Genomic DNA, 3,695 nt, shown 5'->3' on the forward strand with positions numbered 1-3,695 from the left:
GTGCGCAGGCCCGCCTCGACGAGGCCGCCGGCATGCTCGCCCGGGTCCAGGAGGAGCGGGTCGCCCGGCGCGACGCGGTCCAGGTGGCCGTGGTGGCCCTGAGCCGCAAGGTCCAGGCCGCCGCGCACCGCATCCAGGAGGAGGCGGCGCGCATGGTGCAGCGCCACCCCACCGACGCGGACATCCTGCAGACCTCCATGCGCGTCGACCACGCGGCGGCCCAGCAGGCCCGCCAGGCGCAGAGCCTCGCGGCCCTGTGCGGTGAGTGGCCGGGCCAGCAGTGGAGCGAGCCGCTCCCGCTGCCCGACGTCGTCAAGGGCGCCGCCAGCCGCATCACGGCGTTCCACCGGGTCGAGGTGTCGGGTGACCCCGGCGTCGCCGTCTCGGCTCGGATCGTCGAGCCGCTCATCCACCTCGTGGCCGAGCTGCTGTCCAACGCCACGCAGTCCTCCCCGCCCACCACGCAGGTGCTCGTGGCTCTCCGCCAGGTGCAACGTGGTGCCGTCGTCGAGATCGACGACTGCGGCGTGGGCCTCGACCTCAAGCAGCTCGAGCAGGCGCGCGACATCGCCTCCGGCAAGCGCGAGATCAGCATCACCGAGCTGGGCGAGATCCCGCAGACCGGCCTCGCCGTGGTCGGCACCTACGCCCGCCGGCACGGCTTCCGCGTGGACGTCACCGAGTCCGTGTACGGCGGCCTGCGCGCGATCGTCATGATCCCGGCCGAGCTCACCGAGGCAGTGGTGCCGTCCGGCATGCTCACGCCGGCCGCCACTCTGCCGAGCGCCCACGTGCCGTCCACGGGGGTGGCCGCGCTGGCCTCCAGCCGCGCCGCCACCGCCGTCGTGGAGGCGCCCGAGCTCCCCACGGCGAAGCCCGCCGAGGACGACGAGTGGCCAGCCCCCGCGGCGCCCGACGCCGCGACCGTGCTACCCGTCGAGCCGCTCAGCGTGCGCGGCGACGTGGTCGACGACGAGGAGGAGACGCCCGTGGCCGGTGCTCACGTGAAGGCCCCGGGCGAGCTGCCCCTACGCCCTGGGCGAGCCCGCCCTGAGGATGACGAGTTCCCCGAGCCGGCTGCGCTTCCGCAGCGGCGGTCCCGCCGTGGAGAGGTGGACGTGCCCGGTGACCGGGCCGAGTCCAGGCCGGAGCCTCGTACCGAGGACACCGGTCCCGCTCAGACGGCCGAGGAGGCCGGCGAGTGGATGGGCGCCTTCTTCAGCTCGAGCGAGGCGCGGTTCGGGGACTCACACGACAGCAGCGAACCGTCGGCTGGCGCCGACGGAACTTCGGAGGACCGATGACTACGCAGGCCGACGGCATGACGAGCACCGACGGCAACAGCTGGATGCTCGAGCTCATCAGTGGTGTACGGGGGGTCAGGCATGTAGTGGTGCTCACCTCCGACGGGCTGATGAAGGTTCGGACCGACCAGACCCCGCTCGACGTGGCCGACAAGGTCGCGGCGGCTTGCGCCGGACTAGCGGCGCTGGGGATCGGAATGAGCCGGGAGTTCGGGAACAGCGACACGATCCGCCAGGTGATGGTGGAGTTCGACGGCGGCTTCCTGTTCGTCCGGGGCGCCGGCGACGGCTCCCGCCTGGCGGTCATCACGGACACGGTGATCGACCCGGCACTGATTGCGCAGCAGATGCAGGCCCAGGTGCTCATGATCGGTGAGCGCACGCTGGGCACGGACCGGATCAACAGCTGATCCCGGTACCAGCTTCGGCTTCATGGAAAGCAGTACCCGGGCCCGCCGTGGCCCGGCCGTTTCAGGCACCACCAGCTCGACCGACACCTGATCGACCAACAGGGGGCGAGGGGATGGACACCGAGGAGTACCGCGATCACCCGGTGCGCTCGTACGTGCTCACCTCGGGGCGTGCGCATCCGTCGCGAAACACGTTGCGACCGGAGACACTCGTGCGCGCCGTCGAGAGCCGTCCGGTGCTCTCGACGGCGGGGCGGCTGGAGCGTGAGCTCGTGCAGCTGTGCCAGGGCACGCTCGCGCTGGCAGAGGTGGCGGCGTACCTGGCGCTACCCGTGAGTCTCGTGGCGGTCATGGTCTCCGACCTGGTCGACGCGGGAAACCTGACGATCCGTTCCAACCACCAAGCGCACGTCCTGCCCGGCAAGGACATCCTGGAGAAGATTCTCGATGGACTCCGCAAGCTCTGACCGACCGGTTCCCGGACAGCATCTGGCACCGACCGTCGCACGGTCGGTCAAGATCCTCGTCGTGGGGGCCTTCGGGGTGGGCAAGACGACGCTGATCGGCGCGGTCAGCGAGATCGACCCGCTGCGCACCGAGGAGCGCATCACGACGGCGAGCGTGGGCATCGACCCGGGGCAGCCGAACAAGGACACGACGACGGTCGCGATGGACTTCGGCCGCATCACCGTGACCGAGGACATCGCGCTCTACCTGTTCGGCACCCCGGGTCAGCGCCGGTTCTGGGACCTGTGGTCCGGTCTGGCGGACGGCGCCGTGGGCGCGCTGGTCATGATCGACACCCGGCACCTCGAGGACAGCTTCGAGGTGCTGGACCAGCTCGAGCTGCGCACCAGGATCCCGTTCGCGGTGGTCGTCAACCAGTTCCCGGACTCGCCGGACTACCCGCTCGAGCGGGTCCGGGCGGCGCTGGACCTGCTGCCGGAGACGCCCATCGTGGAGTGCGACGCCCGGGACCGGCAGTCCGCCGTCCTGACCCTCATCACGCTGGTCGAGCACGCCATGACCTTCCCGGTCTTCCAGAAGGTCAACGCGTGACGTTGGCCAACAGGCTGCATCGGCGGCTGGAGGAGATCCCGGACCGGATGCAGCTGTCGGACATCACGACCGCGCGTGACCCGCACAAGCTGTACGAGCGGCTGCGGGACGAGTGGGGTCCGGTGGCCCCCATGGACCTGGAGCCCGGCGTGCCCGCCTGGCTCGTGCTGGGCTACGACGAGGCCAGCAGCGTGATGCGCAACGAGCTGCTGTTCTCACGCAACTCGCGCAACTGGCGCTACGTCCAGGAGCGGTCCCTGCCCGCGGACTCCGGGGTGTTCGCCGCCCTGGCGCCGCGGGAGAACGCCTACTTCCTCGACGGGATGCAGCAGCGCCGGCTGCGCGCCCCGCTCGACGACGCCCTCGGTTCCGTCGACGAGAAGCGGCTGGCCCGCACCGTGGCGGTGACGTGCGAGGCGATCATCGACCGCCTCATGCCCCGTGGTGAGGCGGACCTGGTGCGCGACTACGCCGTGGCGGTCCCCGTGATGGTCATGACCGAGCTGTTCGGCATGAGCCTGTCCGACGGGAACAAGATGCACGAGCTCACCGAGGCCCTGTACGCGGGCAAGGAGAAGGCCCGTGCGGCGGCGCGGGAGCAGGAGTCGCTGCTCGCGGTGCTCGTGGCGACGCACCGGGCCGAGCCCGGCGAGGACCTGACCACGGCCCTGGTGAACCACCCGAACCACGCGAACGACGTCGAGGTCATGGCCTCGATCGGAGTGATGTTCAGCCTGGGGCACGACGCCGAGATCGCCTGGATCGCGAGCACCCTGCACATGATCCTGACGGACCCGGCGTTCGCGGCCCGCGTGCGCCGGGGCCGGCTCGACCTCGACGACGCGCTCGACGAGGTCTCCCGGCGACACCCGCCGGCGCCGCACGTGCTGCCCCGGTTCGCCCGGCAGGACTGCGAGCTGGG

General features: G+C 71.2%; 5 protein-coding genes. All 5 read left to right on the plus strand.

All coding sequences use genetic code 11. The features are described 5' to 3' along the window. On the plus strand, positions 1–1,304 hold a 1,304-nt coding region (locus tag PROKR_RS02505), incomplete at its 5' end, for an ATP-binding protein (protein ID WP_051432610.1). Continuing rightward, a complete protein-coding gene (locus tag PROKR_RS02510; RefSeq protein ID WP_020017550.1) occupies positions 1,301–1,714 on the plus strand; it encodes a roadblock/LC7 domain-containing protein in 414 nt (137 codons plus the stop codon). The genes PROKR_RS02505 and PROKR_RS02510, both read left to right, overlap by 4 nt. A 113-nt stretch (positions 1,715–1,827) precedes the next feature. After that, entirely contained in the window at positions 1,828–2,181 is a 354-nt protein-coding gene (locus tag PROKR_RS02515) for a DUF742 domain-containing protein (RefSeq protein ID WP_020017549.1), read from the plus strand. A gap of 61 nt (positions 2,182–2,242) precedes the next feature. Continuing rightward, positions 2,243–2,773 carry a GTP-binding protein gene (locus PROKR_RS02520; protein WP_245605669.1) on the plus strand — a complete coding sequence of 177 codons (531 nt, stop codon included), beginning with the start codon at positions 2,243–2,245 and terminating at the stop codon, positions 2,771–2,773. Beyond that, the coding region (locus PROKR_RS02525) for a cytochrome P450 family protein (RefSeq protein WP_051432611.1) at positions 2,770–3,695 on the plus strand (926 nt) is incomplete at its 3' end. The genes PROKR_RS02520 and PROKR_RS02525, both read left to right, overlap by 4 nt.

Source organism: Promicromonospora kroppenstedtii DSM 19349 (assembly GCF_000515355.1).
Lineage (GTDB): Bacteria > Actinomycetota > Actinomycetes > Actinomycetales > Cellulomonadaceae > Promicromonospora > Promicromonospora kroppenstedtii.